At 75.1% G+C, this 21,239-nt stretch carries 21 protein-coding genes; 3 read left to right on the plus strand and 18 right to left on the minus strand.

Annotated elements, in window-relative coordinates; all coding sequences use genetic code 11:
* The first annotated feature begins 83 nt into the window (after window positions 1–83).
* The gene (locus KDL28_RS00915; RefSeq protein WP_252435198.1) at window positions 84–1,019 is read left to right on the plus strand and encodes a pentapeptide repeat-containing protein; all 936 of its coding nucleotides are present in this window, start codon (window positions 84–86) and stop codon (window positions 1,017–1,019) included.
* A 239-nt stretch (window positions 1,020–1,258) separates the two neighbouring features.
* Here KDL28_RS00915 and KDL28_RS00920 read toward each other — a convergent pair whose 3' ends face one another.
* The 8 genes from KDL28_RS00920 to KDL28_RS00955 form a co-directional block, all read right to left on the minus strand.
* The gene (locus KDL28_RS00920; protein ID WP_252435199.1) at window positions 1,259–2,128 is read right to left on the minus strand and encodes an HTD2 family dehydratase; all 870 of its coding nucleotides are present in this window, start codon (window positions 2,126–2,128) and stop codon (window positions 1,259–1,261) included.
* A gap of 11 nt (window positions 2,129–2,139) precedes the next feature.
* Complete coding sequence (locus KDL28_RS00925) at window positions 2,140–3,591, minus strand: aldehyde dehydrogenase (protein WP_256500541.1); 1,452 nt, start codon at window positions 3,589–3,591, stop codon at window positions 2,140–2,142.
* 23 nt (window positions 3,592–3,614) lie between these two features.
* On the minus strand, window positions 3,615–4,871 hold the full coding sequence (locus KDL28_RS00930; protein ID WP_252435200.1) for a CaiB/BaiF CoA transferase family protein: 1,257 nt from the start codon (window positions 4,869–4,871) through the stop codon (window positions 3,615–3,617).
* Between the two features lie 163 nt (window positions 4,872–5,034).
* Window positions 5,035–7,062, minus strand: a complete 2,028-nt coding sequence (locus KDL28_RS00935; protein WP_372496846.1) for an ABC transporter ATP-binding protein — start codon at window positions 7,060–7,062, stop codon at window positions 5,035–5,037.
* A complete protein-coding gene (locus tag KDL28_RS00940) occupies window positions 7,059–8,792 on the minus strand; it encodes an ABC transporter ATP-binding protein (RefSeq protein ID WP_252435201.1) in 1,734 nt (577 codons plus the stop codon). The genes KDL28_RS00935 and KDL28_RS00940 overlap by 4 nt, the downstream gene beginning before the upstream one ends.
* A gap of 2 nt (window positions 8,793–8,794) precedes the next feature.
* Window positions 8,795–9,454: a TetR/AcrR family transcriptional regulator gene (locus KDL28_RS00945; protein WP_252435202.1), complete on the minus strand. Its 660-nt coding sequence runs from the start codon at window positions 9,452–9,454 to the stop codon at window positions 8,795–8,797.
* A gap of 348 nt (window positions 9,455–9,802) precedes the next feature.
* Entirely contained in the window at window positions 9,803–10,708 is a 906-nt protein-coding gene (locus tag KDL28_RS00950) for a cation diffusion facilitator family transporter (RefSeq protein WP_252435203.1), read from the minus strand.
* Between the two features lie 118 nt (window positions 10,709–10,826).
* Window positions 10,827–11,003: a hypothetical protein gene (locus KDL28_RS00955; protein ID WP_252435204.1), complete on the minus strand. Its 177-nt coding sequence runs from the start codon at window positions 11,001–11,003 to the stop codon at window positions 10,827–10,829.
* Window positions 11,004–11,463: 460 nt separating this feature from the next.
* On the opposite strand from KDL28_RS00955, the gene KDL28_RS00960 reads away from it, so the two are divergent.
* Entirely contained in the window at window positions 11,464–11,955 is a 492-nt protein-coding gene (locus KDL28_RS00960) for a hypothetical protein (RefSeq protein WP_252435205.1), read from the plus strand.
* An 11-nt stretch (window positions 11,956–11,966) separates the two neighbouring features.
* Here KDL28_RS00960 and KDL28_RS00965 read toward each other — a convergent pair whose 3' ends face one another.
* From KDL28_RS00965 to KDL28_RS00985, 5 genes are all read right to left on the minus strand, one after another.
* Window positions 11,967–12,605, minus strand: coding sequence for a TetR/AcrR family transcriptional regulator (locus tag KDL28_RS00965; protein ID WP_252435206.1), 639 nt, complete (start codon window positions 12,603–12,605; stop codon window positions 11,967–11,969).
* A 10-nt stretch (window positions 12,606–12,615) separates the two neighbouring features.
* Entirely contained in the window at window positions 12,616–13,296 is a 681-nt protein-coding gene (locus tag KDL28_RS00970) for a DUF4166 domain-containing protein (protein ID WP_252435207.1), read from the minus strand.
* The gene (locus tag KDL28_RS00975; protein ID WP_252435208.1) at window positions 13,293–13,985 is read right to left on the minus strand and encodes a hypothetical protein; all 693 of its coding nucleotides are present in this window, start codon (window positions 13,983–13,985) and stop codon (window positions 13,293–13,295) included. The genes KDL28_RS00970 and KDL28_RS00975 overlap by 4 nt, the downstream gene beginning before the upstream one ends.
* Window positions 13,986–14,056: 71 nt before the next feature.
* A complete protein-coding gene (locus KDL28_RS00980; RefSeq protein ID WP_252435209.1) occupies window positions 14,057–14,842 on the minus strand; it encodes an SDR family NAD(P)-dependent oxidoreductase in 786 nt (261 codons plus the stop codon).
* Between the two features lie 76 nt (window positions 14,843–14,918).
* Window positions 14,919–15,584, minus strand: coding sequence for a 4a-hydroxytetrahydrobiopterin dehydratase family protein (locus KDL28_RS00985; protein ID WP_252435210.1), 666 nt, complete (start codon window positions 15,582–15,584; stop codon window positions 14,919–14,921).
* A 187-nt stretch (window positions 15,585–15,771) separates the two neighbouring features.
* Between KDL28_RS00985 and KDL28_RS00990 the strand changes: the two genes are divergently transcribed.
* The gene (locus KDL28_RS00990) at window positions 15,772–16,863 is read left to right on the plus strand and encodes a substrate-binding domain-containing protein (RefSeq protein ID WP_252435211.1); all 1,092 of its coding nucleotides are present in this window, start codon (window positions 15,772–15,774) and stop codon (window positions 16,861–16,863) included.
* Window positions 16,864–16,870: 7 nt separating this feature from the next.
* Here the strand turns inward: KDL28_RS00990 and KDL28_RS00995 are convergent, their stop codons facing one another.
* The 5 genes from KDL28_RS00995 to KDL28_RS01015 all read right to left on the minus strand — a co-directional run bounded on the left by KDL28_RS00995 (window position 16,871) and on the right by KDL28_RS01015 (window position 21,211).
* On the minus strand, window positions 16,871–17,725 hold the full coding sequence (locus KDL28_RS00995) for an enoyl-CoA hydratase/isomerase family protein (RefSeq protein ID WP_252435212.1): 855 nt from the start codon (window positions 17,723–17,725) through the stop codon (window positions 16,871–16,873).
* The gene (locus KDL28_RS01000; RefSeq protein ID WP_252435213.1) at window positions 17,722–18,498 is read right to left on the minus strand and encodes an enoyl-CoA hydratase; all 777 of its coding nucleotides are present in this window, start codon (window positions 18,496–18,498) and stop codon (window positions 17,722–17,724) included. The genes KDL28_RS00995 and KDL28_RS01000 overlap by 4 nt, the downstream gene beginning before the upstream one ends.
* The gene (locus KDL28_RS01005; protein WP_252435214.1) at window positions 18,495–19,388 is read right to left on the minus strand and encodes a crotonase/enoyl-CoA hydratase family protein; all 894 of its coding nucleotides are present in this window, start codon (window positions 19,386–19,388) and stop codon (window positions 18,495–18,497) included. The genes KDL28_RS01000 and KDL28_RS01005 overlap by 4 nt, the downstream gene beginning before the upstream one ends.
* Before the next feature lies 1 nt (window position 19,389).
* Window positions 19,390–20,151 (minus strand): 3-oxoacyl-ACP reductase FabG, encoded by a 762-nt coding sequence (fabG, locus tag KDL28_RS01010; protein WP_252435215.1) that lies wholly within the window; start codon window positions 20,149–20,151, stop codon window positions 19,390–19,392.
* 67 nt (window positions 20,152–20,218) lie between these two features.
* Window positions 20,219–21,211: an NAD(P)H-dependent flavin oxidoreductase gene (locus tag KDL28_RS01015; protein WP_308215903.1), complete on the minus strand. Its 993-nt coding sequence runs from the start codon at window positions 21,209–21,211 to the stop codon at window positions 20,219–20,221.
* Window positions 21,212–21,239 lie beyond the last annotated feature (28 nt).

The raw sequence follows: 21,239 nt of genomic DNA on the forward strand, positions 1-21,239 counted from the left end.
GGCCCGGCGCCGGGCGGGGGGGCGGCCTTGTGCTCCGGGGGGGGAGGCCGGACAGCCCGGCCTCCCCGACGGAGGGAACGGCGGTGGGATCGACAGCGGGATCGACAGCGGGATCGACGGGGCCCCGTGAGCTCCCCCTGCTGCCGGCCTCCCCCGACCGGCTCCGCGGCGACTGCGCCCGCTGCGCGGGGCTGTGCTGCACGGTGCTCGGCTTCGCCCGCTCGGCCGACTTCGCCGAGGACAAGCCGGCCGGCACGCCCTGCCGGCACCTCGGCGCCGACTTCCGCTGCGGCATCCACGAGCGCCTCGTCGACCGCGGCTACCGGGGCTGCACGGCCTACGACTGCTTCGGCGCCGGCCAGCACACGACCCGGGTGACGTTCGCCGGGGCCGACTGGCGCACCCACCCCGAGCTGGCCGGGGCCATGTCCGCGGCGCTCGGCGTGCTGCGCGGGTTGCACGAGCTGCGCTGGCACGTCGTCACCGCGCTGGGTCTGCCCGCCGCCGCGGCGGTGCGCGCGGAGCTGGCCGCGGCCGACGAGGAGCTGGCCGCCCTGGCCGACCTCGACGCCGACGGGCTGGCGGCGCTGGACCTCGCCGCCGTGCACGGCCGGACCGTCGAGCCGCTGCGCAGGGCCGCCGCGCTGGCCCGCGGCGCCGTCGACACCTCCGGTCGGGCCCGCGACGCCCGCCGCGGCCGGGCCCGCCACGACCGCCGGGGCGCCGAGCTGTCCGGCGCGCAGCTGCTGGGGGCCGATCTGCGCGGCGCGGACCTGCGCGCGGCGAGCCTGCGCGGCGCGCTGCTCCTGGCGGTCGACCTGCGCTGCGCCGACCTCACCGGCACCGATCTCACCGGCGCCGACCTGCGCGACGCCGACGTGCGCGGCGCGGACCTGTCCGGCGCGCTGTTCCTGACCCGGGTCCAGGTGGCGGCGGCACGGGGCGACGCGGCGACGGCGCTGCCCGCCGGGCTGGAGCGACCGCGGGCGTGGACGGCGGCGCGGCAGGCGAAGCCCTGACGATCGGGCGCCGACCCGCCCCCCGACGAGACGGGCCGACGCCCGGTGGCCCGCAGCACCCCGCCGCCGTCCCCGTCGGTGCGCCGTCGGGGACCGCTTCCGGCGGAGTGGCCCGGCTCGGGGCCGGGGCGCGCGGAGCCGCCGGAACGTACCAGAGCGCCGGCCCGCCGACCCCGGGAACGAGCGGGCCGCCGGCGGGGACGACGGGAACGCGACAGCCCCGCCGACCCGGCGCGGGCTCAGCCGGACGCCGTGCGCGCGGTCACGGTGACCGACTCCGCGACGCCCGCGCTCCCCGCGACCAGCGTCAGGCGCTCCCCGTCCACGTCCCCGGTGGCCACCAGCGGCGCCCCGGCGAAGGCCGGGCGCACGAGCCGGTAGTCGACCTCGGCGAGCGCCGCGCCGGGCAGCTCGCGGCGCGGGAGCTCCAGCGCGAGCAGGGCCAGCAGCGGACCGTGCACCACCAGACCGGGATAGCCCTCGACCCCGCGGGCGTAGGGCGCGTCGTAGTGGATGCGGTGGCTGTTGTGGGTGAGCGCGGAGAACCCGAACAGCAGCACCGGGTCGGTCGGCAGCTCGATCCGCCAGCGCGCCGGCGGGCCCGGCGGCACGGGCTCGGCCGGGGCGGTGGGCCGGGCGCTGCCGGCGACCTGGCTGCGGTAGACGATGTCCTGCTCCTCGACCGCGAGCACCCGCCCCTCGCGGGAGAACGTGCGGCGCAGCGTAACGAACAGCATCTCCCCGGAGCGACCGCTCTTCGCCCGCACGGAGACCAGCTCCGAGCCGCACTCGACGCGGTCGCCGACGCGCATCGGCGCCCGGACCCGCAGCCGACCGCCGGCGAACATGCGCCGCCGGTGCGGCAGCGGCGGCAGGAAGTGCCCGTCGGCCGGGTGCCCGTCCTCGCCCAGCTCGCTGCGGCGGGGGTGGTCGAGGAAGTGCAGCCAGTGCCACAGCGGCGGCAGCGGGTCGCCCGGCCCGGCCGCCGGGGCGGGCAGGTCGAGCAGGGCGGAGAAGGCGGCCGCCGGCCGGGGCGCCAGTACGTCGGTGGTCGTCGTCGGGGCGGGCGCCCAGCCCTCGACGGCCGCGGCCAGCGGGCTCGTGGTCATCGGCGCGGACGCTAGCCCAGCGTGAACGGGTCGCGGGTGCCGCCCGACAGCTCCACCCAGACGGACTTGGTCCGGGTGTAGGCGTCGACCGCCTCGATCCCGTTCTCCCGGCCGATCCCGGACTGCCCGACGCCGCCGAACGGCACCCCGGGCGCCACCACCCGGTACGCGTTGATCCACACGGTGCCGGATCGGATGCGGGCGGCCACCCGGTGGGCGCGGTGCACGTCCTTGGTCCACACCGCCCCCGCCAGCCCGTAGGGGGTGTCGTTCGCCAGCTTCACGGCCTCGTCCTCGTCGGTGAAGGTGTAGGCCGACAGCACCGGGCCGAAGACCTCCTCGCGCACCACCGTCGACTCCGGCCCGACACCGGTGAGCACGGTGGGCTTGACGAAGTAGCCGCCCAGGCCGTCGTCGGCGGCACCGCCGTAGGCAACGGTGGCCCCCTCCTCCGCGGCGGTCCGCAGGTAGCCGAGCACCTTCTCGTACTGCGGGCCGTTCGCGACCGGCCCCATCTCGGTCTCCGGGTCGTTCGGGTCGCCCAACCTGATCCGGGCGGCGCGCTCGGCGACCAGGCGCACCAGCTCGTCGTGCACGTCGGCGTGCACGATCAGCCGGGAGCCCGCCATGCAGGTCTGCCCGGTCGCGGCGAACACCCCGGCGACGACGCCGTTGGCCGCCGCGGCCAGGTCGGCGTCGGGGAACACCACCTGCGCGGACTTGCCGCCCAGCTCCAGGGTCACCGGGTTGAGGTTCTCCGCCGCGGCGCGGGCGACGGCGCGCCCGGTGGCCGTCGAGCCGGTGAAGGCGACCTTGTCGACGCCCGGGTGGGCGGCGAGTGCGGCGCCGGTCTCCCGGGAGCGGCCGGTGACCACGTTGACCACGCCCGCGGGGAACCCCGCCCGCGCGATCAGCTCGGCGAACCCGAGGGTGGAGGCCGGGGCGTGCTCGGACGGCTTGATCACCACGGTGCAGCCCGCGGCCAGCGCGGGCGCCAGCTTCCAGCTCATCAGCAGCAGCGGGGAGTTCCACGGGGTGATCGCGGCGACCACGCCGACCGGCTCGCGGCGGGTGTAGACGAGGTAGTCCGGGTTGGGCGAGGGGATCTGGCGGCCCTCGAGCTTGTCGGCCAGCCCGGCGTAGTAGTGGTACCAGCCGCCGAGCCCGCCGAGCTGGCCGATCATCTCCCGGTAGAGCTTGCCCGAGTCGTTGACCTCCAGCCGGGCCAGCCGCTCCGCGTTCTCGGTGATCAGCTCGGCCAGCCGGCGGATGAGCGCGGCCCGGGCGAACCCGGTGGTCGCGCCCCACTCGCCGTCGAGCGCCGCGCGCGCGGCGGCGACGGCCGCGTCGACGTCGGGCGGCCCGCCGTCGGGGATGAGCGCCCACGGTCGGCCGGTGTAGGGGTTCTGGGACTCGAAGGTGGCCCCGGAGATCGCGTCGACGGCCCGCCCGCCGATCAGCATCCCGAACCGCTGCAGCTCGTCGATCACGCGTGACTCCGTCCGTTCCGCCCGGCGCCGTCGCCGGCCGTCCCCATCGTGCGCCCCGGCCCACCGGGAGCGGGTGCCGCGCCTGACCCTTCTGCGGGGTCCGCCGCGAGCCAGGCCAGCACCGCCGCCGTGTGTTCGCCCGACGCGGGGACCGCGCCCATCCCCGCCGACCACGGCGCGGTGACCGGTGGCAGCAGCGCCCGCACCGGTCCGGCCTCGGTCGCCACCTCCCGCCAGCGGTCGCGGGCGACCAGCTGGGGGTGCTCGGCGAACTCGGCCATGTCGCGCTGCCGGGCGTGGGCGATGCCCGCGGTCTCCAGCCTGCGCTCGACCTCGGCCAGGTCGAGCCCGGCGAACACGGCGGCGATCTGCGCGTCCAGCTCGGCGCGGTGGGCGACCCGGGCGGCGTTGCCGGCGAAGCGGGGGTCGTCGGCCAGTTCGGGGCGGCGCAGCACCACCGCGCAGAACCGCTCCCACTCCCGCTCGTTCTGCAGGCCGAGGTTCACCGTCTCGCCGCTGCCCACCGGCACCGGCCCGTACGGGGCGATCGTCGAGTGGCTGGCCCCGGCCCGCGCCGGGGCGGTCCCGCCGTAGCGGGCGAAGAAGTACGGATAGCCCATCCACTCGCCCAGCGCCTCCAGCATGGACACCTCCAGCGCCTGGCCGCGCCCGGTGCGCCTGCGCTGGTGCAGCGCGGCCAGCACCCCGGAGTAGGCGTACATCCCGGCCGCGATGTCGGCGACCGAGATCCCGGCCTTCACCGGCTCGTCCGGGGTGCCGGTCACCGAGACCAGCCCCGCCTCGCACTGGATCAGCAGGTCGTATGCCTTGCGGTCGGAGTAGGGCCCACCGGACCCGTACCCGGAGATGTCGCAGGCCACCAGCTCGGGGAACCGCCCGACCAGCGCGGCGGCGTCGACACCGAGGCGCTGCGCGGCCGCGGGCGCGAGGTTCTGCACGACGACGTCGGCACGGGCGAGCAGGCGCTCCAGGGTGGCGGCGCCCTCGGCCGACTTCAGGTCCAGCTCCACGCTCTCCTTGCCGCGGTTGAGCCAGACGAAGTGGCTGGACAACCCGTGCACGGTGCGGTCGTATCCGCGCGCGAAGTCCCCGCCCGGCCGCTCGACCTTGATCACCCGGGCGCCCAGGTCGGCGAGGTGGCGGGTGGCCAGCGGCGCCGCCACCGCCTGCTCGATGCCGACGACCAGCAGGCCGGTCAGCGGGCCTTCGGGGGCGGCGTCAGTGGCGGGCACCGGGTCATTGTCTCCCGGGTGGGGTGGGGACGTGGAGATCCACGTCTTCCGCACCACCGCGCACACCTACTGGCCACCGCACACGCGTCATGACATGCGCGCGGCGACCAACCGGTGCGCGCGGTGCCCCCGGGGCCGACGTGGCGGTAGGGGCCGGCCCCCGTCAGCTCACCTCCGTGGCGGCCGCCTCGAACTGGGCGTTGTAGAGGCGGTGGTAGGCGCCCCGGGCGGCCAGCAGCTGGTCGTGGTCGCCCTGCTCGACGATCCGCCCGCTCTCCATCACCAGGATGAGGTCGGCGTCGCGGACGGTGGAGAGCCGGTGGGCGATGACGAAGCTGGTCCGGTCGGAGCGCAGGGCGGCCATCGCCCGCTGCACCAGCACCTCGGTGCGGGTGTCGACCGAGCTGGTGGCCTCGTCCAGGATCAGCAGCGACGGGTTCGCCAGGAACGCCCGGGCGATCGTGATCAGCTGCTTCTCCCCCGCGCTGACGTTGCTGCCCTCCTCGTCGATGACGGTGTCGTAGCCGTCGGGCAGGCTGCGCACGAAGCGGTCGACGTAGGTGGCGCGGGCCGCGTCGAGCAGCTGCTCCTCGGTGGCGTCGGGGTTGCCGTAGCGGATGTTGTCGCGGATGGTGCCGCCGAACAGCCAGGTGTCCTGCAGGACCATGCCGATCCCGGCGCGCAGGTCGGCGCGGGCCATCTCGGCGATGTCGACGCCGTCGAGGGTGATCCGGCCGCCGTCGAGCTCGTAGAACCGCAGCACCAGGTTGACCAGCGTGGTCTTGCCGGCACCGGTGGGTCCGACGATCGCCACGGTCTGACCGGGTTCGGCGACCAGGGAGAGGTCCTCGATCAGGGGGGCGTCGGGCGTGTAGCGGAAGTCGACGTGCTCGAAGGCGACCCGGCCGCGGCGCTCGGTGCGCACCGCGGGCTCGGCCGGGTCGGGCCGCTGCTCCTGCGCGTCGAGCAGCTCGAACACCCGCTCGGCCGAGGCCACCCCGGACTGCAGCACCGCGGCCACCGAGGCGGCCTGGGTGAGCGGCTGGGTGAACTGGCGCGAGTACTGGATGAACGCCTGAACGTCGCCCAGGGTCATCGCACCGGAGGCGATCCGCAGGCCGCCGATCACCGCGACGGCCACGTAGTTCAGGTTCCCGATGAACATCATCGACGGCATGATCGTCCCGGAGATGAACTGCGCCCGGAAGCCCGCCTCGTAGAGCTTCTCGTTCTCCCGGGCGAAGTCGGCCTCCACGGCGCGGCGCCTGCCGTACACGCGGACCAGCTCGTGGCCGGTGAAGGCCTCCTCGATCTGGCCGTTGAGCGCGCCGGTGTGGCGCCACTGGGCCACGAAGTGGCGCTGGGAGCGCTTGCCGATGCCCTGGGTCAGCCACAGCGACAGCGGGATGGTCACCAGCGCGATGACCGTCAGCAGCGGGGAGACGACCAGCATCATGGCCAGCACGCCGACCACGGTCAGCACCGAGGTGAGCAGCTGGCTCATGGTCTGCTGCAGGCTGGTGGAGATGTTGTCGATGTCGTTGGTGACCCGGCTGAGGATCTCGCCGCGGCGCTGCCCGTCGACGTAGGTCAGCGGCAGCCGGTTGAGCTTGTCCTCGACCTCCCGGCGCAGGGCGTAGACGGTGCGCTGGACGATGCCGTTGAGCAGGTAGCCCTGCAGCCACTGGAACAGCGACGCGCCGAGGTAGATCGCGATGACCCCGGCCAGCACCCAGGCGACCGCGGTGAAGTCGATGCCCAGGCCGGGGACGACGTCCTGGGCCACGATCAGGTTGGCCACCGCGTCCTGGCCCGCGGCGCGGGCGGCGTCGGCGGCCTCCTGGGTGCTCTGCCCGGCGGGCAACTGCTTGCCGATGACGCCGGAGAAGATCAGGTCGGTGGCGTGGCCGAGGATCAGCGGGCCGATCACGTTGAGCGCCACGCTGACCACGCCCAGGGCGATGGTCATGATCACGCCGAGCCGCTCGGGCAGCAGCCGGGTGGCCAGCCGCCTGACCGAGGGCCCGAAGTTCGACGGCTTCTCCGTCGGCTGGCCCATGCCCGCCCACGGCGGGCCGCCGTTGCCGCCACGGGCCTCGCGCATCTTGCGGGCGGTCTCGTTGGTCGCGCCGCCGCCCGCCCCGTCGGTCTCCGGCTCCGCGCCGGTCGCCGCGCTGGTCCCGGTGCTCATGCCGCGGCCTCCACGCCGAGCTGGGACTCGACGATCTCGATGTAGGTGGGGCAGTCGCGCAGCAGCTGCTCGTGGGTCCCGACGCCGACGACGGCGCCGTCCTCCAGCACGACGATCTGGTCGGCGTCGACGATCGTGGACACCCGCTGGGCCACGATCACGACGGTCGCCCCGGCGGTCACCGGGCGCAGCGCGGCCCGCAGCCGGGCGTCGGTGGCCAGGTCGAGCGCGGAGAACGAGTCGTCGAACAGGTAGATCTCCGGGCGCTTGACCAGGGCGCGGGCGATGGCCAGCCGCTGGCGCTGGCCGCCGGAGACGTTGGTGCCGCCCTGCGAGATCGGCGAGTCCAGGCCCTCGGCCATGGCCCGCACGAAGTCGGCGCCCTGGGCGATCTCCAGCGCCTCCCACAGCTCGGCGTCGGTGGCCTCGGGCCGGCCCTGGCGCAGGTTGCTCGCCACCGTGCCGGAGAACAGGAACGGCCGCTGCGGGACCAGCCCGATGCGCGACCACAGCTCCTCGAGGTCGAGCTCGCGCACGTCGGTCCCGTCGACGGCGACCGAGCCCTCGGTGACGTCGAACAGGCGCGGCACCATCGACAGCAGGGTGGTCTTGCCCGCGCCGGTGCTGCCGATGACCGCGGTGGTGGTGCCCGGACCCGCGGTCAGGCTGACCTCGCGCAGCACGGGGGCGTCGGCTCCGGGGTAGTGGAAGCCGACGCGGTCGAAGACGAGCACGCCGGTGCGGTCGGCGGGGACGACCGGGGCGCGCGGCTCGGCCACCGACGACTCGGTGTCGAGGACCTCGGCGATGCGGTCGGCGCACACCGCGGCGCGCGGGATCATCGTCGACATCAGGGTGGCCATCATGACCGCCATGAGGATCTGCACCAGGTAGGTGAGGAAGGCCGTCAACGCGCCGATCTGCATCAGGCCGGCGTCGATGCGCTGGGCGCCGAACCACAGCACCGCCACGGTGGAGACGTTGAGCACCAGCATGACGATCGGGAAGATCAGCGCGAACAGCCGGCCCGCCGCGGTGGCGACGTCGGTGAGCTCCCGGTTGGCGCGGTCGAAGCGGCGGACCTCCACCGGCTCCCGGACGAACGCGCGGACCACCCGGACGCCGGTGATCTGCTCGCGCAGGATGCGGTTGACCGCGTCGATGCGGTCCTGCATCTCCCGGAACCGGGGGACCATCCGGATGACGACCAGCCCGATCGAGACCAGCAGCACCGGCACGCACACGGCGACCAGCCAGGACAGCCCGACGTCCTCGTTCAGGGCCATGACGACGCCGCCGACGCACATGATCGGGGCGGTGACCATCATGGTCGCGCCCATGACCACCAGCATCTGCACCTGCTGGACGTCGTTGGTGGTGCGGGTGATCAGCGACGGGGCGCCGAACCGGTTGACCTCGCGGGCGGAGAACCCGGAGACCCGGTGGAACACCGCGGCCCGCAGGTCGCGGCCCACGCCCATGGCGATGCGCGAGCCGTGGTAGACCGCGCCGATCGAGCAGGCGATCTGGACGAGCGTCACCAGCAGCATCCAGCCGCCGGTGCTCATGATGTAGTCGGTGTCGCCGCGGGCGATGCCCTGGTCGATGATGTCGGCGTTGAGGCCGGGCAGGTAGAGCATGGCCATGGTGGCGACCAACTGGAGCGCGACCACCACCCACAGCGGGCCCCGGTAGCGGCGCAGGTGGGTGCGCAACAGGCGCAGGAGCATCGTCAGTCGTCCAGTTCTTCCGGGGCGGTGTGGTGGTGGTGCGGGTCGGGCTCCCGCGATCCGGGGCGGAGGGTCCCGTCCAGGAGGATCCCCACCACCTCGGCGGGCGCCAGCGGGCGGCCGTCGGTCATCTTGGGGTGGGTCCCGGAGAAGACGAGCAGGTTCAGCACGTGCGCGAAGTGGGCGGCGGGCACGGTGAGCCGGTGCGCGTCGGCGCCGATGAGGTCGACCACGGCGGCCCGGAACGCGTCGTTGCGACCGGTGTGGCCGCCGCGCGCCTGCCGGCCGTCGCGCTGCGGGGGCGGGCCGGTCAGGCCGAGCGCGTCGATCAGCGCGATGGCCCCGGACACCCCTTCCTGCAGGATGGCCGCGGCGGCGACCAGGCGCTCGCGCAGCGGCAGCGCCCGGTCGATGCCGGCCAGCCTGCGCAGGCTCGGGGCGGGGTCGAACGCGGCCGCGGTGACCGCGCACATCAGGGCCTCCTTGTCGGGGAAGACGCGGAAGATCGTGCCCTCGGCGATCCCGGCCGCCTCGGCGATCTGGCGGGTGCTGACCGCGGCGCCGTGGCTCAGCACCAGCGGCAGGGTGGCCGCCACGATCGCCGCCCGCCGCTCGGCGGGCGGCATCCGCGATGCCCGCCCGGTCCTGGTCCCGCTGTCCACGCCCGCGAAGTTAATGAGTATGTACTCATTAGCGCAAACCGGTTTCGCCCGAAGCAGACAGCGGGGCCGCGATCGCCCCGGTGAATCCCTCGTTCGGCCCTACGGCGGCCCGGCGGCGCACCAGCTCGGCGATCCGGGCCAGCGCCGCGCCCGCGCCCGGCCCGCAGCAGCGCCCCGGCGAGCGCCGAGCCCATCGCGCCGGTGCCCAGCACCGCGACCGGGCGGGTGCCGGCGTCCTGATCGCGCATCCCCGATCCCCCTTCCGCCCCGGCCGTCGGGGTCCGCAGGGACGCTAGGACCTCGACGCGGATTCAGGTCAACGCCGCAGCGGCGGGACGGGCACGCAGGTCAGCGGCAGTGGTCCTCGTGGTGGCTGTGCGCGTGGTGCTCGACCTGCAGGGTCGAGTGGGCGAGCCCGAACCGCTCGCGCAGCACGTCGGCCGCCCGGTCGAGCACGGACCCGTCGCCGCACCCGGGGCGCGCGACGACCGGATCGACGACCAGGTGCGCCGACACCGACGGGGAGCGGTCGTTGATCGCCCAGACGTGCAGGTCGTGGATGTCGGCGACGCCCGGCACCGCGCACAGCGCCGTGCGGACCTCGGCGACGTCGATGCCGCGCGGGGCCCCCTCCAGCAGCACGTGCCCGACCTCGCGCAGCAGGCCGACGGCCCGCGGCAGGATCAGCGCGACGATCGCCAGCGAGGCCACCGTGTCGGCGTAGGGCCAGCCGGTGGCCAGCAGCACGACGGCGGCCACGACGACCCCGACCGACCCGAGCGCGTCGCCCAGGACGTGCAGCATCGCGCCGCGCATGTTCATGTTCGCCCGGTCGCCGCCGGCCAGCACGACGAGCGAGACGGCGTTGCCGATCAGACCCAGCACGCCGACCACGAGCAGCGGCATGCCGGGCACCTCGGCCGGTTCGACCAGGCGCCGCACGCCCTCGACGGCCACCCACGCCACGACGACGACCAGCGCCAGGGCGTTGACGCCGGCGACGAGCACCTCGACCCGACCGAACCCGTAGGTGCGCCGCGGCGTGCCGGGGCGGGCGGCCAGCACCGAGGCCACCAGCGCCGCGGCCAGGGCCGCGGCGTCGGTGAGCAGGTGCCCGAGGTCGGCCAGCAGGGCCAGTGACCCGGCCAGCGCCGCGCCCCCGGCCCCCACCACCGCCGTGACCAGGGTGACGCCCAGCGCGATCGACAGCCGCCGACGGTCGTTCTCGGCCGAGTGGCCGTGGCCGTGTCCCATCGCGCGCTCCCGTCGTCCCCGGCAAGCATGCACGTTCGTGCATGCTCCAGGGAAGGGTTACCTCACAAGGGACTGCGCCACACTTCCGCCCGGGGTCCCGGCCCGGCCGGGAGCGCGGTCAGGACTCGTGGGCCATGTCGTAGCCGAAGTCGCCGTCGGCGCCGGGGTCCATGGCGGTGCCGCGGATACCGGTGACCGGCGTCCGGCGGAGGCGGTCGGTGATCGACGGCACCATGGTCCGGACCTCGTCGGCCAGGTCGTATCCGTAGTCGCCGGAGAAATCCTGCTCGACCATCGTGGGCCTCCTCGTGCTCGGGCGACTGCATCGACTGCTCACCGTGACGACTCCCGCCGTCCGGCTCACCTGGATGTTCGCCCTGCCGTGACCCGGAGGACAAGGACGTTCACCCTGCGGTTGGCACCCGCCTCGGGGTCACTCCACCGGGTCTGGTACAGGAACCGATTCAGAAGCCCAAGATCCGCGTTTCCCGACGTCACCAGGCGGTTTGCGGCCCCCGCCCGTCCTGGCCCCGTCGTCACCGATCGTCACCGACGATCATGGAGCGGCGGGGCGGTCCGGGCAGCCCGCGCCGGGCGCGGTGATCGCGTCCGCGGGCCGTCGACCGCGCACTCCCCGCAGTATCGCCACCGTCCGTAGTCACCGGCCGGTCGACTTCCCGATGGCTGTGGCCCTTGTCACACCACCGATCCGACGGGGCCGGTCGCCACCGCCGCGGCGGTGGCACGCTGCGGGTGTGCCGCCGGTCCCCCCGCCCTCCACGCAGGCGGTCATCGAGCTCGTGCGGTCGACGGCCGCCCGCCACGGCCGCCGCGTCGAGGTCGACGAGGACATCGGCGACGACGTCACGCGGGCCGGCATGGACGGCCCCACCCCCGCCGCCGACGCGGCATTCTTCAGCCACGAGGCGTTCCTGGAGGTCTCCGGGGTGCCCCCCATCGCCGTCGAGGTCGGCGACCGCGACGACGTGGTGGTCACCGTCGACGGCGTCGCGCTCGACGTCCCCCGCGACCGCGTGCGCGACGTGCTGGAGGCGGTGTGGGGCGGGCGGGCCTGGGTCCGCGACCCGGCGGCGCCGGTGCTCTGCGTGTCCGTCCCCGGCGACGAGACCTACACCGAGGCGGTGCTGGTCTGGACCCCCTGGCTGATGCGCGTCGCGCGCACCCGGCCCTCGCGCCTGGGTGCGCTGCTGCGCCGGCTCACCGGCCGGGACGGCGGCGCCCGCTGACGCCAGGGCCGTCAGGCCCGCTCCGGCCCGCTGCCCCGCAGCCGGGCCCGCACGACCCGGCGGGCCACCGGCCCGAGCTCGTCGACCGCGACGAGGACGTCACCGAGCTGCTCCAGGGCCGCGAACGCGCGCTCGGCGCCCTCCGGGTCGGCGCCCTCGTGCAGCTGCAGCCCGACGAACGAGGCCACGACCGCCGTCGCCAGCCCCGCCACGTCGACCAGCCCGGCCAGCGGGCCCTCGCGCAGGACGCGGGCCAGCACCCGCTCCAGCTCGGCGGTCCAGAGCCCGAGGCCCGCGGCCACCGCGGGCGCGAGGCGGGGCTGGGACTGGGCCCCGGCCAGCAGCTGGGCCAGCGCGGTGACGTGCCCGCCCGCGCGCTCGGCCGTGCGCAGCTCGCGGGCCAGCGCGAGCAGGCCGCCGACGTCGCGCACCGCGTCGAGCCGGTCGCGGTAGACCGCGACGCGCTGCTCGGCGCCCCGCCGGCAGGCCGCGGCCAGCAGCTCGTCGAGGGTGCCGAAGTGGTAGAAGACCAGCGCCTGGTTGACCCCGGCCGCGGCGGCGACCGCGCGGGCCGACGTGCCCGCGATGCCGCGCTCGACCAGCGTCGCCAGCGCGCCGTCGAGCAGCTTCTCCCGCGTTCCCCCGCTCATCGCCCGGCGATCATCCCCCGGCGTCCTCCCGGACCGGGCGCAGCCCCGCACGCACGCCGAGCTCGGCGGCGTCGACGTACTCCGCGGTGAAGCTGCCGCGGTAGCCGAACAGCGGCCCGAACCGGCGGTTGGTGACCGAGACCCGGATCCGGAAGACGCCGGCGTCGTCGTCGAACGACTCGCGCACCAGCGCGTCGCCGCCCAGCCACCCCGGTACCCGCGCGCTGACCGGGCCCTCCCGGAACCGGTGCCCGACCGAGCGGATGACCAGCGCGCCCCCGGCGTCGGCGGACAGCAGCAGGTCGGTGGCCAGGTGCTGGTGGGTGCCGAGGTAGTCGACGATGCCGCCGCGCTCGGGGCTGTAGACCATGGTGGCGTCGAAGCGCTCCGGGCCGGCGGGGAAGGCGAACGTCCGCACGAAGGTGACCGTCTCGCGCCCGGAGCGGTCGGCGTAGGGCACGTTCTCGATCACGAACGGCAGGTCGCGGCCCTGGCGCGGCAGCAGGATGTTGCGGGTGGCGCCCAGGGCCAGGAACGGGCGCACCCACCCGCCGCCGTGCCAGACCCGGTCCATGACGCCGCGCCCGATGCAGGCCAGCCCGGTGTCCAGGCCCACCGAGAACCGCTCGCGCAGCCGCGGGTGCAGCCGGTCGAACTCCGCGCCCATGGCCCGGCGGAAGATCGAGGTCATCGGACCGCCGCCAGCCGCCCGAGGATCTCGGGCGCGGCCACCGGGCCCGGTGGGCGGCGCAGGCACCGGCGGGCGGAGGGCCGCGTCGGCGCCGCGGGGACCGCGGCGACGGCCAGCCCGACGGCCAGCGCGAGCGCCGGGCCCGCCCGCAGCGCGGCCGCCGCGGCGCCCACCCGCCACCCGACGTCCAGCAGGGCGTTGCGCAGGCAGCGGCGCGGGGTGATCCCGCGCTCGCACCACAGCCGCAGCCGGTCGAACGACCACGCCGTGCCCCACCCCATCAGCGGTCGGAAGGCGACCCGGTCGACCAGCCGGCCGACCCGGCCCCAGCGCGGGGTGTAGTCGTAGCCGGTCAGGAAGCGCACGCCGCCGGCATCGGGCACGTAGCGCCAGTAACCGCTGCCCTCGGCGATGAGCGAGAGCGGGTGGGCGGAGGCGAACCGCAACGCGGACGTGCGGGTGCCGTCGGGCCGGTGGCGCTCGCCGGCGTTGACGCCGGTGCCGGAGACGGTCAGCCCCGGCAGGACGCGCACCGCGTAGCGGAACCGGCGCGGCTCCCCCGGCCCGGACGCCAGCGGCTCGATGTGGGTGAAGCGCAGGTCCCAGCGCTGGTGCGCGGCCGGGTCCTGGGTGCGCCGCCAGATCAGCTCGACGTCGGCGCGGATGCGCGTCTCGATGTACAGGCCCATGCCCGCCCCCCGTTTTGAGCGATCGCTCAAGACGCAGGGTACGGCGGGATCCGGCCTCGGGACAGGGCCGCTCAGCGGCGGGGCGGTCCCCCGCCGTCGACCCTGATCCGCTGCGCGGTGAGGTAGGAGGCGTCGGACGAGGCCAGGAAGGCCACCACCCCGGCCACGTCCTCCGGCCGGGCGACCCGGCCGAACGGGTACACCTCGTCGAGCCGCCCGATGGTGGTGCCGGACGTCGCGGCGACGAGCCGCTCGCCCATGTCCGTGGCCACCAGCCCGGGGGCCACGATGTTCACCCGGACCCCGTGCTCGCGCTCCTCGATGGCCAGCGTGCGCGCCGCGGCCTCCAACGCGGCCTTGGCCATCGAGTAGGGCGCGCCGCCCGCGCTCAGGCCGTCGAGGATCGTGCTGGAGATGACCACGACGTCGGCCCGGGGCGCCGCGCGCAGCTGCGGCAGCAGTGCGCGGAGCACGGTCAGCGGGCCGAGCACGTGCACCCGCAGCAGCCGCAGGTACTCCGCGTCCTCGGTGTCGGCGATGCGCTGCCCGCGACTGGCCGTGCCGGCGTTGCTGACCAGCAGGTCGACCGGGCCGAGGTCGGCCCTGACCGCGTCGAGCATCGCGAGCACGGCGTCCGGGTCGTCGACCGGCGCCCGGTAGGCCCGCGCGGTGCCGCCAGCCGCACCGATCTCCCCGACGGTGCGCTCCGCGGCGTCGGCGTCGCGGCGGTAGTTGACCGCGACGACCGCCCCGTCGGCGGCCAGGCGCCGGGCGATCGCCGCGCCGACCCCGCGCGACCCCCCGGTGACCAGCGCGGTGCGACCGGCCAGCGGCGGTCGCGGATCGGTGTGGGTCATGGGGCTCCTCCGCCTCGGTTCCCGCTGCCTCCGGGAAAAGGACACTCTAACCCCGAACGGCGCCGGGATCCGCAGCTCAGTCGCGGTCCTGCCACGTGCTGACGCACGCCTCGTTGCCCTCCGCGTCGGCCAGCACCCACCACGCCCTCGCCCGCGCGTCCGACACCAGGGTGCCGCCCGCGGCCAGCGCGGCGGCGACCCTGCCCTCGGCGACGTCGTGGGCCACGACGACGTCGACGTGGATGCGGTTGCGCTGCGGGCGCGGGGCGTCCATCTGCTGGAACCACACCGCGGGCCCGCGCCCGAGCGGGTCGACCAGGTAGCCGTCGACGTCGCGGTAGCCCAGCACGGCGGCCCAGAACGGCCGCACGGCGGCGACGTCCATGGCGTCGATGGCCAGCTCGGTCGCGGCGGCCCGCTCCGGGCGCGCGACCGCTCCGGCCGCGGCGGCGAGGGCGGAGACCGTGCGGGCCAGGTCGACGTCCGCGGTGGTGACGGAGCCGGTGGCGTGCGTCGTCAGCACCACGCGGACGGTGCCCGGGTAGCGGAGGTCGACGTCGGGGTGGTGGTCGGCGGCCTCGGCCGCCCCGGCCACGGCGGCGACGAGCGCGGCCGCGGCGGCGTAGTCGGCCGCGGTGAACGTGGCCTGGATCGAGTCGAGCAGGTAGCGCCAGTCGTCGAGCCCGTCGAGCGCGGCGAGCCGGGGCGCGGGGACGGGCTCGGGGCCCGGTCGGTGAACCATGGCCTCATCCAAACAGCTCGCACCGACGACTCAGCGTCGCATCGCGATAGGCCGAGCGTGGTACAGAGGGCGCGGCCGTTCACACCTTCGGGTGTGACGCCAACCCGCCAGTAGCGGAGTGTGCGGGGGCAATTAACCTGGCACGGCGCCGCGCCCACGCGAAACCGCGCGGACGTCTGGAGGAATCATGAGCTGGGACGCTCCCCGCCCGGCCGGTCGCCGCGGCATCGCCGCGGTCGCGCTGGCCGTCTCGCTCGCCGCGTGCAGCCAGGCCGCGCCGACACCCGACGCGGCCGCCGCCCTGGCCGCCGACAGCCCGATCATCGCCTTCCTGATGCCCGACCAGGCCTCCACCCGCTACGAGCGCTACGACTACCCGCTCTTCCAGAGCCGGGTCGACAACCTGTGCGTGCGCTGCGACGTCATCTACAGCAACGCCGAGGCCAGCGCGGACAAGCAGCGGGAGCAGGCCATGGCCGCGCTGGACCGGGGCGCGGGCGTGCTGGTCATCTCCGCGGTGGACCCCGCGGTCGCCGCCGACATCGTCCGCCAGGCCCACGACCGCGGCACCAAGGTGGTCGCCTACGACCGCCCGATCGTCGACGAGCCTGCCGACCGCTACATCTCCTACGACAACGAGGCCATCGGCAGGCTGATCACCGAGTCGCTGCTCGACCGGCTGGAGGGCGCACCGGCGGGCGGCGGGCTGCTCCAGGTCAACGGCGCCCCCGAGGACGCGGCGGCCGACCTGGTCCAGCAGGGCATCGCCGCGGCGCTGGAGGACAGCGCGATCCCCGTGCTGGCCAGCTACGACACCCCCGGTTGGGACCCCGACAAGGCCGAGGCGTGGGTGCGCGAGCAGATCGACCGGTTCGGGCCGCAGATCATCGGCGTGATCGCCGGCAACGACGGCACGGCGGGCGGCGCGGCGGCGGCGTTCCGGGCGGCCGGGGTCAGCCCCGTCCCGCCGATCACCGGCAACGACTCCGAGCTGGCCGCGGCCCAGCGCATCCTGCAGGGCCAGCAGTTCAACACCATCTCCAAGCCGATCAAGATGGTGGCCGAGGGCGCGGCCGCGACGGCGGTGCAGATCGTCAACGGTGGTGAGCCGCGGGCCGGGGAGATGCTGTTCGGCACCCCGACCGAGCTCTACGAGCCGACGATCGTCACGGCCGCCAACCTGCGCTCGGCGCTCATCGACACCGGGGAGCTGGAGCTGGGCACCGTGTGCACCCCGGAGCTGCTCGACGCCTGCGAGCGGGCCGGCATCGAGAGGTAGGGCCGGGTCAGCGGTGGTGGTAGGTGGGCGCGCTGCGCCCGCGGTAGCTGGCCATCGCCTCGGCGGCGTCGGCGGTGGCGCTGGTCAGCACCTGCTGGCGGTTCTCCATCTCGACCGCGGCGTCGAACGAGGGGATCTCCAGCGACAGCCACATGCCCTGCTTGGTCAGCGCCAGCGACAGCGGCGGCGCGGCCAGCAGGTCCGCGACCGTGCGGTCGACGCGGGTGGCCAGCTCCGCGCCGGGCACCACGTCGGCGAGCAGCCCGATGCGCAGCGCCTCCGCGGCGTCGAACCGGCGGGCGGTGAGCATCAGCTCGTGCGCCCGCCCGGCCCCGACCAGCCGCGGCAGCATCCAGGACACGCCGATGTCGCAGCCGGTCACCCCGATCCGGATGAACGACGAGGCGAAGATGGCCTCCGCGGCCGCGATGCGCACGTCCGCCGCGCACACCAGGGCCAGCCCCCCACCCGCGGCCGGGCCGTTGACCTGGGCGACGACCACCTGCGGCATCCGCCGGATGCGCTGCACGAGCGCGGCGATGTCGCGCTGGGTGCCCAGCGTGCGGTGGATCCGGCCGGGGTCGACGGCGGCGTTGGGCGGGTCGCCGTAGCCGTTGAGGTCCAGGCCCGCGCAGAACCCGCGCCCGGCGCCGGTGAGCACCACGACCCGGCAGCGCGGGTCGCGCTCGGCGTCGGCCAGTGCCTCGTGCAGCTGCCGCACGAGCTCGTCGTTCATCGCGTTGAGCCGCTCGGGGCGGCGCAGCTCGATGCGGCGCACCTCCGGGCTCGGCCGGGAGACCCCGACCACCTCCTCCACCGTCGGGGGTGGCGTCGTCGGTGTCGTCGTCGGTGGCGTCCTCACTGCGTCCCCTCCGCGATCCGGCTGCGGTTGCGGGCCAGCACCGCGAGCCTGCGGGCCTCCAGGCCCGCCACGTCGGTGGTGTGCGCGCCGGCGATGCCGCGCTCGACCTCCAGCGCCGCGCCCACCCCACCGCCCTCCACGTACATCCGCTTGATCGGCGCCATGACCTCGCCGGGCACCTCGGCCGCCGCAGCGGCCAGCGCGACCGCCCGCGCGCGCACCTCCTCGTGCGCCACGACCTCGGTGACCAGGCCGATCCGCGCGGCCAGCTCGGCCGGGACCGGGTCGCCGGTCATCGACATCCGCCGCGCCCAGCCCTGGCCCACCAGCGCGGGCAGCCGGGCGGTCATCCCGCCGCCGGGCAGCACGCCCACCCTGGCGTGGGTGTCGGCGAACACCGCCCGCTCGGAGGCGACCAGGAAGTCGCAGCCCAGCGCCACTTCCAGGCCGCCGGTGAAGGCGGCCCCGTTGATCGCCCCGACCACCGGCTTGCGCATCCGCCCGACCTGGCCGATGCAGTCCTCGCGGCGGTAGCGCGCGAAGTAGGCGGCGCCCTCGGCGGCGGCCTGCTTGAGGTCGACCCCGGCGCAGAACGCCGGGTCGGTGCCGGTCAGCACCACGGCCCGGACGTCCGGGGCGTCGTCGGCGGCGAGCAGCGCCGCGTACAGGGCGCTGATGAGCTCGCCGCTGAGCGCGTTGCGGGCGCCGGGGCGGTTGAGGGTGAGCACCCGCACCGCCCCGACGTCCGCCACGAGCAGGACGCGCTCGCTCACCGCGATCTCGGGCCCTCGACCGGGGTGAACTCCTCCTCGCGCCACCAGGGGAAGAAGTCGGGCATGTCGGTGGACACCCGGTTCGGGTAGCGCGGCTGGCGCTTCTCCAGGAAGGAGGTGACCCCCTCCTCGGCGTCCTCGGACTTGCCGCGGGCCTCCACCGCCCGCGAGTCGAGCTCGTGGGCGGCCATCGGGCCGTCGGCGCCGAGCATCTTCCACATCATGTGCCGGGTGAGCGCGACCGACACCGGCGCGGTGTTGTCGGCGATCTCCCGGGCGAGCGCGTGCGCCGCGGGCAGCAGCTCGTCGGGCTCGTGCAGGGAGCGCACCAGCCCACCCGCCAGCGCCTCCTGGGCGTCGAACACGCGGCCGGTCGTGGCCCACTCCAGCGCCCGGCTGATCCCGACCAGGCGCGGCAGGAACCAGCTCGACGCGGCCTCGGGCACGATCCCGCGGCGGGCGAAGACGAACCCGAAGCGGGCCGCGGTGGAGGCCAGCCGCACGTCGGCGGGCAGGGTCATGGTGACGCCCACGCCGACCGCCGGGCCGTTGAACGCCACGATCACCGGCTTGAGCGAGGCGTAGACCCGCAGCGACACCAGGCCGCCGCCGTCGCGGCGCGGGGCGTCCTCGGGGTAGTCGAAGGTGGAGCCGCCGCCGGAGAGGTCCGCGCCCGCGCAGAAGCCCCGACCCGCACCGGTGATCACGATCGCCCGGACCCGGTCGTCGGCGTCGGTCCGGTCGAAGGCGTCGATGATCTCACCGGCCATCCGACCCGTGAACGCGTTGAGCCGGTCGGGCCGGTTCAGCGTCAGGGTCGCGACGCCGTCGGCGACGTCGAGGACGATCTGCTCGTAGTCCGGTCCCGCACCGGTCGGCGACTCCCCCACGTCAGGCCTTCGGTCCGCCGGCGGCGTAGATGACCTGCCCGGACACGAACCCGGACTCCTCGGAGACCAGGTACGACACCAGTGCGGCGATGTCCTCCGGCTGGCCGACCCGCCCGACCGGGATGGTCTTGGCCGCGCCCTCGATGAACGCCTCGAACGGCACGCCCACCCGCTCGGCGGTCGCCTTGGTCATCTCGGTCTGGATGAAGCCGGGGGCGATGGCGTTGGCGGTGACGCCGAACTTGCCGAGCTCGATGGCCAGGGTCTTGGTCAGGCCCTGCAGACCGGCCTTGGCCGTGGAGTAGTTGGCCTGGCCGCGGTTGCCCAGCGCCGAGACGCTCGACAGGCTCACGATCCGGCCGAACTTCGCCTCCACCATGTACTTCTGCACCGCGCGGGAGAGCAGGAACGCGCCCTTGAGGTGCACGCCCATGACCGTGTCCCAGTCGGCGTCGGTCATCTTGAACAGCATGTTGTCGCGGGTGACGCCGGCGTTGTTGACCAGCACGGTGGGTGCGCCCAGCTCGGCGGCCACGCGCTCGACCGCGGCCTGCACCGCGTCGGCGTCGGACACGTCGGCGGCGACGGCGAGCGCCTTGCCGCCGTTCGCGGTGATCTGCTCGGCGGTGCCCTTGGCCCCGGCCTCGTCCAGGTCCAGCACGCCGACGGCCAGCCCGTCGGCGGCCAGCCGCAGAGCGGTCGCGGCCCCGATCCCGCGCGCGCCCCCGGTGACGATGGCGACGCGGCTCGTCGCAGTGGTCATGCGTTCTCTCCTCGTTCGGTTCGTGCGGTAATGGGGCCCGTGCGGACGGGCCCGGTCAGCCGCTCGATCATGCCCCGACCGGCGCCGCTGGTTCCAGCGCGGAGGCCAGCCGCTCCCGGATGACCGCGCCGGCCTCCCCGATGATCCGCTCGACCAGCTCGGCGCAGGTCGGGATGTCGCGGATCAGGGTCTGCACCATGCCCGCCGACCAGATGCCGTGCTCGACGTCACCGGTCTCGTAGACCTTCACCCCGCGCGCCCCGGCGACGAGGTCGCGGACCTCCTCGAAGGCGGCTCCCTCGTTGAGCCGGCGCACCACCTCGCGGCTGACCTCGTTGTCGGCGACGCGGGCGGTGTTGCGCAGCTGGCGGAAGATCAGCTGGGTGTCGCGCTCCTCGGCCTCGACGAGGCGCTGCTTGACCTTCTCGTGGATGCCGGACTCGACGGTGGCCATCCACCGGGTGCCCATGCTGATGCCGTCGGCGCCCAGTGCGAGCGCGGCGACCAGGCCGCGGCCGTCGGCGAACCCGCCGGAGGCCAGCATCGGCACGGTGATCCGGTCGGCGGCCGCCGGGATCAGCACCAGGCCGGGGATGTCGTCCTCACCGGGGTGCCCGGCGCACTCGAAGCCGTCGATGCTCACCGCGTCCACGCCGAGCGACTGCGCCTTGACCGCGTGCCGCACGCTCGTGCACTTGTGGATGACCTTGATGCCGTGCGCGTGGAAGTGCTGGAGGTGCTCGGCGGGGTTGGAGCCCGCCGTCTCGACGATCCGCACGCCCGAGTCGATGATCGCCTGTCGGTACTCGGCGTAGGGCGGCGGGTTGATCGTCGGCAGGATGGTGAGGTTGACGCCGAAGGGCTGGTCGGTCAGCTCGCGGCAGCGGGCGATCTCGGCGCGCAGCTCGTCGGGGGTGGGCTGGGTGAGCGCGGTGAGGAAGCCGAGCGCGCCCGCGTTGGCCACCGCGGCCACCAGCGGCGCCCGCCCCACCCACTGCATCCCGCCCTGCACCAGGGGGTAGCGGACCCCGAACTCCTCGGTGAACCTCGTCCTGACCACGCTGCCAGCCCTTCTCCGCACTCGGTCC

It is taken from the genome of Pseudonocardia humida, assembly GCF_023898865.1.
GTDB lineage: Bacteria > Actinomycetota > Actinomycetes > Mycobacteriales > Pseudonocardiaceae > Pseudonocardia > Pseudonocardia humida.